This window comes from Megasphaera intestinihominis (assembly GCF_040096415.1).
GTDB lineage: Bacteria > Bacillota > Negativicutes > Veillonellales > Megasphaeraceae > Megasphaera > Megasphaera intestinihominis.
On record NZ_JBBMEU010000087.1, the window covers coordinates 1 to 7,516 of the forward strand.

The following is a 7,516-nucleotide window of genomic DNA, read 5'->3' on the forward strand; positions in this document are numbered from 1 at the left end:
GCAACTCTTTGGAGTCCGTGGCGCTGTTCTCGTTGAAGCAGGAAGCTCCCGCCTCTATAGGCGGGAGTACGTTCACAGTATTAGATGAATCAGATGAAAGGTGGAGTCAGTATGAGTCAGGTTTATGATAGCCTCAGCGTACCGCAAGGATTTCAGGCTGCCGGTACGTACAGTGGATTATGCAGCAGCCGTGTGAAATTGGATGTCGCCATGATCGTAAGCCGACGCGACTGCTCCATCGTTACCGCCACGAGTCAGGGCCTGATGACTCAGTCCGGTAAGGTACTGCTCCTGCACAACGGTACGGCCCTTCCTGATGGGCCGCGGGGCCATGAGATTTCTCAGGAAGTCTGCCAGGCTGCCGGGAAATGCATGGATGAAGCGCCAGACGATATCGCCCTGGTCGCCAGCGGGGCCAAAGGCCAGTATTTCCGCCCGTCCCTGCTCATCCACAGCCTAAAGACGCTGACGGCAGGATTGGGGACCGACAGCCAGCCGCTGGAAGCGGTTCTGGATAATGCCGGCGATGTCACGGCCTATCAGGTAGCCTTGTCCAGTGGGACGCCCGGCTGTTCCCTGAGCGGTGTCGCCGCCGACGGTACGGCCGACAGCGACGGCTTATGTGTCATCATGACCGATGCCCAGGCCGGCAGTGCTGTCATCGAAGGCGCCCTGGCTCAGGCCAAGGCGGCCATCGACATGGAAAACTTTACGTTCATCGTCATGGCCAACGGCATGGCCGGCAGCAGCCCGTGCAGTCAGGAGGCACTGGCTGATGGACTGGAACAGTTATTGAAAAAATTAGGCTTCCAAAATTCCTTGAAGGCCTGCAGTTAATGGGGGAATCTATTGTAATGTTTAAACGAATCGAACTCGTCTCGGAAGATGTCAAATCCGTAACCAATGCCCAGAAGGCGCAGATTTTGATGAACGCCCTGCCGTACATCAAGAAATACAGCAACAAAATCGTCGTCGTCAAATACGGCGGCAATGCCATGATCAACGAAGACCTGAGGAAATCGGTCATGGGCGATATCGTCCTCTTGAACCTCATCGGCGTCAAGGTCGTCCTCGTCCACGGCGGCGGCCCGCACATCAAAGAGACGCTCAATAAATTGGGCATGGAATCGAAATTCCTCAACGGCCTGCGCGTCACCGATGCAGAAACGATGAAAGTCGTCCAGATGGTCCTGGCCGGTCAGGTCAACAAGGACCTGGTCAACCTCATCGGGACCATCGGCGGCAAAGCCATCGGCCTCTGCGGCATCGATGACCAGATGATCAAAGTCCAGAAACAGAGCGATGAACTGGGCTACGTCGGCCGCATTACCGACGTCGACGTTTCCATCATCAAAGATAACCTGGATAAAGGCTATATCCCGGTCATTTCGACCATCGGGACCGACACCAACGGCCAGGCTTATAACATCAACGCCGACACGGCAGCGGCCAAGATTGCCGGTGCCCTCAATGCAGAATGTATGCTGTCCATGACCAATATCGACGGTGTCCTCAAAGATAAGGACGAGCCCGATTCATTGCTCACGGAAATCACCCTCGACCAGGCGCGGCAGCTGGAAAACGACGGCATCATCGCCGGCGGCATGATTCCCAAAGTCCAGTGCTGCACCGATGCCATCAAGGCCGGCGTCAAGCGCGTGTTCATCATCAACGGCACGGTTCCCCATGCCATCCTCATCGAAATGCTCACCGAAGAAGGTTTAGGGACCATGTTCGTAGGGCACTATTCAATCGGCAAATAAATGCGACTAGCACATGAAAATAAATTTTTTTCGTTGGTCGTAGGTCGTTCCTCGTTCATCGTATGGGAGTTAAAAATACCAAGCCATCGCGATGAACGATGAACTACGAACGAAAAACGGTCTCTTTGAGCGGCCTGCGGAGCTGTCAGGCTCCCATATTATAAGAAAGAAGGAATCTCCTAATGGCAGAAGATTATAAAACCCTTGATAAAGAATATATCGTCAATGTATACAACCGGGTCGGTGCCGTATTGGACCACGGCAAAGGCGCAATTTTGTATGATGTGGACGGCAAGAAATACATCGACCTCAGCGCCGGTATTGCCGTCAACATCTTCGGCGTCTGTGACGACGTGTGGATCAAAGCCGTTGAAGCGCAGCTCCATAAATTGAGCCATATTTCCAACGTCTTCTTTACGGAACCCCAGACCGTCCTGGCCGAAAAACTCTGCCAGAAGACGGGCATGAAGAAGGTCTTCTTCTCGAACTCCGGTGCCGAAGCCAATGAATGTGCCATCAAGACGGCCCGCAAATATTCGCACGACAAATACGGTGACGGCCGCTATACCATCGTCACCTTGAAGAACAGCTTCCACGGCCGGACCATTGCCACCTTGACGGCGTGCGGCCAGGACTCGCTCCATGAAGACTTCGGGCCCTTCGTCGACGGCTTCGTCTATGCGGAACCTGATGATTTTGCCGATATGAAGCGGCTCTGCGAAGAAAATAACGTCTGCGCCATCATGATGGAAATGGTCCAGGGCGAAGGCGGCGTCCATCCCCTCGACAAAGAATATGTCCAGCAGGTCGCAGAATATGCGCATGCCCACGATATCCTGATCATCGTCGACGAAGTCCAGACCGGTAATGGCCGGACGGGCTATCTCTATTCCTACATGGGCTACGGCATCCAGCCCGATATCGTTTCGACGGCTAAAGCCATCGGCGGCGGCCTGCCCTTGGGGGCTACGATGTTCGCCGATTCGACACAGCATACCCTGACCGACCATACCCATGGTTCGACCTTCGGCGGCAACCCGATTTGTACGGCCGGTGGCATTTCCATCATCGACCGCCTCGACGACGCCCTCATGGAAGAAGTCCGGAAAAAAGGGAAATACATCAAAGAAGAACTGGAACAGTGCGAACACGTCGACCACGTATCCGGCATGGGCCTCATGATTGGCGTCACCCTCAAGAATAAAGCCCTCATGGACGTCGTAGAAGGCTGCGTCGACCACGGCGTCCTCGTCCTCACGGCCAACGGCCTCCTGCGCCTCCTGCCGCCGCTCAACATCCCCTGGGATGAATTGAAAGAAGCTATCAGCATCGTCAAGGAAGTCATCGATAAATAGAATATAGTTTGCAGTATCAAGTTTGTAGTGAAAAAGGCGCTGTCGCACATGCGACAGCGCCTTTTTGGCAGTCAGCAGCTAGCTGTTAGCCGTTCGTAAAAATACACACGGCCCATGGCCGAACTGTAGGGGCTTCCCGTGGGAAGCCCGCCAGAGAGATTTCATAACAGCCCATTCGAGTATAATGGGTATGTTTTTACGAGCCACGAATAATGAACCACGGCCTTTCTCGCGGATTCAGATGCGGCGTTCCGCCGCGACAGACTCAAACTAACAACGACGCTTCGGGAAGCCCTCAGCGCGTAGCGGGCCGACCTTTAACCTCTCAGACCGCCTTTGGCGGCCAGCTCCCCTATAAAGGGAGCCTTGTGCGGCCCGCTGCGATATTTGGTCACAGCCGATCCGAGTATAATGGTAAGTTTTTACGAGCCACGAACAACGAGCCACTATTTTTTGACGAGCCAAGGGGCACTCGAGGCGATGTCGTCATTCTGAGTCTGTTGCCGCGAAGCGGCATTTGAGTCCGAGGCGGCATGCGAACTGCCAACTGCGACCGGCGGGGCCGTCAGGCCCTTATAACCGCAATTGGTAGCGGTATGGCCGTATTTCTTTATTTATCCACAGATATTCTTCAGGAATTTTTTTCAGATGATTGTAGACTGTGTTTTCGGAAATGTTTAGGGTTTCTATGATTTCTTTTACGGAAACGCCGATGTCGGAAAAGATAGCCGCTTGTAGCAGGATATCGCAAATCGCAGCGGTGGTTTTATTTTTCGTTGACAAGGACGGCGTTTGGGTGAGCTTTTCTTTGGCTTTTTGATAAGTTTGATATTTATGTTTGAGTGTATGGTGTGTGAAAAGCGTGGCCTGTTCGATGAATTTCAAGGTTCCTATGATGAAGGGCGTCAAATCTCCGCGATTGATGTCGGCATCGGTATGTGAAAACAGGTCGTAGTATCTTTTGCGGTATTTTTTGATTAAGATAGAAACTTGCAGGGCTATTGCGGGATGTAAATGCAATGCCAACAAATAAGACGTGATGAATCGCGCCATTCGGCCATTTCCATCATAGAAAGGATGGATGTAGCCAAAGAAATAGTGAAAGATAGCAACACGGATTAAATAAGGGATGGTCTTGTCATTCAGCACATCGAGGGCTGCGTCCATCATTTGAATGATAGCTGATTCCGGATAGACTCCTTGATGGATAGTTTTTTGTGCCGGTGAGACGATGTCGACACGATCCTTACGAAAGATTTTCCCATCAGGGAGATTTTTGGGGTCATCTCGTTTAATTTCATCGGCCAGAAAATCGTCGAAAAGCTGGCGGATATCCTGGCTGGTAGTTAAAGGGATGTATTCTTTTTGAATGATTTTGATGTATTTGTTGACGATGCTGCCCAGACGGTAAAATGACTGTTCCGATTCGGGGACGGAAAAAGCCGTCAAGATTTCTTTCCTCGTACTGCGCACGCCTTCGATGTCATTGGTCGATTTGATTTCATCAACTAGGGACGTATGCAAAAACTGCGAGATAGCGGCCGGTGGAACTTGATGTATAATGTCAAGACAGTCCATGACTTCGCTGGCAATTTTTTCCAAGGATAAGGCGATTTCTTCGGTATAGCAGAAAAAAGCAGGATGGCTTTGCCGACGATGATACTGTTTTATCGCCAAAGGCAAATGACGGCTAAAGGGGCTGTGAAACCGTTCCTGATATACTTTTTCCCATATTTGGCTGTCTTTGTAATAGAGTGAATACAGGGATTCATATTTCATGGCAGTTACCTCAAAAAAAGCGATTTTTGCTATCTCATGATTCTGAGACCTCAAAAAATGGAAATTTTGAGGTTACACTTTTATTATACTCGGCAATTGATAATATGACCAGTATAGAGCTCAGGTCGCAGTTCGCAAAAAAATACACGGCCAACGGCCATGTGCGTAGGGGGCGACCTTTAACCTCTCAGACCGCCTTTGGCGGCCTGCGACCGGCGGGGCCGTCAGGCCCCATATTCGATGAACGACGAACGACCTACGATGAACGGCTTTTTAGGCCCCAATGTACTATTTGCGAAATATTTTTCTTGCTATTCATGGGGGAATTGCGTACAATAGGGCTGTATTTATTAAAATATCAATGCAAAGGAAGAGGATAGGGAGAGAAGACATATGAAACATTTGAAGATAGCTTACAGCTTTGATGTACAGTATTATTTCGTTGACAGCGACCGGGAAATCGTGCCTGTTGAGCAGACGGATTTCACCGATGTGGCCGTAGCGGTTATTTCGGACCAGGATTTTGCCTACATCGACAAGATCGATGAAACGGGATTCGGTATTCCCATCATGGTCATCATGCCGGGCGGCGAGAAGATGCCGGACCAGTATATCGACAAGGTCGATGTCGTCTTTACGGAAGAAATGGTCAATAAGAGCCGCTGTATTTCGACGGCCGAACGCCTGGCCAGCCGCTATGAACATGCTGTGCTGCCGCCGTTTTTTGCCGACCTCGTCGATTACGTCAGTGAAAAGAATACGCCTTTTGACTGCCCGGGCCATCAGGACGGCCTGTTTTTCAAGAAGCATCCGGCAGGACGCTATCTTTATGATTTCTATGGACCTCATATTTTTCAATCCGATATCTGTAATGCCGACGTGACCCTCGGTGATTTGCTCATCCACGAAGGGCCGGCTTTGGAAGCGCAGGATTTTGCAGCCGAAGTCTTCCATGCCGATAAGACCTATTTCGTCCTCAATGGCTCTTCGTCGTCCAATAAGGTCGTCACCAATGCCTTGCTGACGCCTGGCGACTTGGTTCTCTATGACCGCAACAATCACAAGTCCGTCGCTCTCGGGGCTCTCATCCAGGCCGGGGCGACGCCGGTCTATTTGGAAACGGCCCGCAATCCCTATGGCTTCATCGGCGGCATCGACGCCCACTGTTTCGATGAAACGTATCTGCGCCAGCTGGCAGCCGAACGGGATCCGGAAAAAGCCAAGGCCAAGCGGCCTTTCCGCTTGGCTGTCATCCAGCTCGGCACTTATGACGGGACGCTGTACAATGCCCGCTATGTCGTCGACCGCATCGGTCATCTCTGCGACTACATCCTCTTTGATTCGGCCTGGGTCGGCTATGAACAGTTCATTCCCATGCTCAAGGACTACTCGCCGCTGCTCCTCGATTTGCATGAAGACGATCCGGGTATCATGGTTGTCCAGTCGGTCCATAAGCAGCAGGCTGGTTTTTCTCAGGCTTCGCAGATCCATAAGAAGGACAACCATATCCATAACCAGCCCCGCTACTGCAACCACAAGACCTTCAACAATGCCTTCATGGCCAATGCGTCGACGAGTCCTTTTTATCCCATGTTCGCCACTATCGCTGTCAACGCCAAAATCCATGCCGGTGCGGCTGGCCGCAAGATGTGGATGGACTGCGTGAAAATGGGTATCGAAGCCCGCAAGGATATCCTGCGCCGCTGCCACTATATCCGGCCGTTCGTGGCACCGACGGTCTACGGCAAGCCCTGGCAGGATGGCAATACGGATGACATGGCCAACGACCTGGCCTATTTCACCTTTGAACCGGATGCCAAGTGGCATGCTTTTGAAGGATACGGGCCGGGACAATATCTCGTCGACCCCTGCAAATTGTTATTGACGACACCGGGCATCGACGCTGAATCGGGACAGTACGAAGATTTTGGTATCCATGCCAACATCCTGGCGACGTACCTTCGCGGTAACGGCGTCATCCCGGAAAAATGTGATTTGAATTCGATCCTCTTCCTGCTGACACCGGCTGAAAATAAGAATAAGATGCGCCTCCTCGTGTCCCAGCTGGTCCGTTTTGAACGCTTCGTCGACCACGATGTCCCCATGCAGGAAGTCCTCCTCGGCGTCTACAACTCACATCCGGACCGCTACGCCGGCTATACGATTCGCCAACTCTGTCAGGAAATGCATGATTTCTATAAGGCACGGAACGTCAAGGACCTGCAGAAGAAACTCTTCCGTCGGGAATACTTGCCGGAATACGCCATGAATGCCCAGGATGCGCAATACGCTTTCATCCGCGGCCAGGGTGAGCTGGTGCCCCTCGATGAAATCGAAGGCCGCATCGCCCTCGAAGGCGCTCTGCCGTACCCGCCGGGCGTCCTCTGCGTCGTCCCGGGCGAACGCTGGTCCCATACGGCAGTCCAGTATTTCAAGGCCCTGGAAGAAGGCCTCAATGAATTGCCGGGCTTCGCCTCGGAAATCCAGGGCGTCTATCTGGAAAAAGAAGACGATGGACGCATCCACGCCTATGGGTATGTGCTGAAAGAGTGAAAAAAAGAGAGACTGTCGTATTAAGACAGCCTCTCTTTTTTTCACTGTAGGGGTCGCCACGTGGGC

Annotated in this window: 5 protein-coding genes; 4 read left to right on the forward strand and 1 reads right to left on the reverse strand. The window is 52.0% G+C overall.

The window, feature by feature from the left end; all coding sequences use genetic code 11:
* Positions 1-111 precede the first annotated feature (111 nt).
* The 3 genes from WMO23_RS10430 to WMO23_RS10440 all read left to right on the forward strand — a co-directional run bounded on the left by WMO23_RS10430 (position 112) and on the right by WMO23_RS10440 (position 3,118).
* Positions 112-837 carry an arginine biosynthesis protein ArgJ gene (locus tag WMO23_RS10430; protein WP_349174017.1) on the forward strand — a complete coding sequence of 242 codons (726 nt, stop codon included), beginning with the start codon at positions 112-114 and terminating at the stop codon, positions 835-837.
* Between the two features lie 17 nt (positions 838-854).
* Positions 855-1,763, forward strand: coding sequence for an acetylglutamate kinase (argB, locus tag WMO23_RS10435; RefSeq protein WP_036201164.1), 909 nt, complete (start codon positions 855-857; stop codon positions 1,761-1,763).
* Positions 1,764-1,945: 182 nt separating this feature from the next.
* Positions 1,946-3,118, forward strand: coding sequence for an acetylornithine transaminase (locus WMO23_RS10440; RefSeq protein WP_303267899.1), 1,173 nt, complete (start codon positions 1,946-1,948; stop codon positions 3,116-3,118).
* A gap of 573 nt (positions 3,119-3,691) precedes the next feature.
* Here the strand turns inward: WMO23_RS10440 and WMO23_RS10445 are convergent.
* Positions 3,692-4,897, reverse strand: a complete 1,206-nt coding sequence (locus WMO23_RS10445) for a Fic family protein (protein WP_302491405.1) — start codon at positions 4,895-4,897, stop codon at positions 3,692-3,694.
* Positions 4,898-5,290: 393 nt separating this feature from the next.
* On the opposite strand from WMO23_RS10445, the gene speC reads away from it, so the two are divergent.
* On the forward strand, positions 5,291-7,450 hold the full coding sequence (speC, locus tag WMO23_RS10450) for an ornithine decarboxylase (RefSeq protein WP_020724080.1): 2,160 nt from the start codon (positions 5,291-5,293) through the stop codon (positions 7,448-7,450).
* Positions 7,451-7,516: the final 66 nt, after the last annotated feature.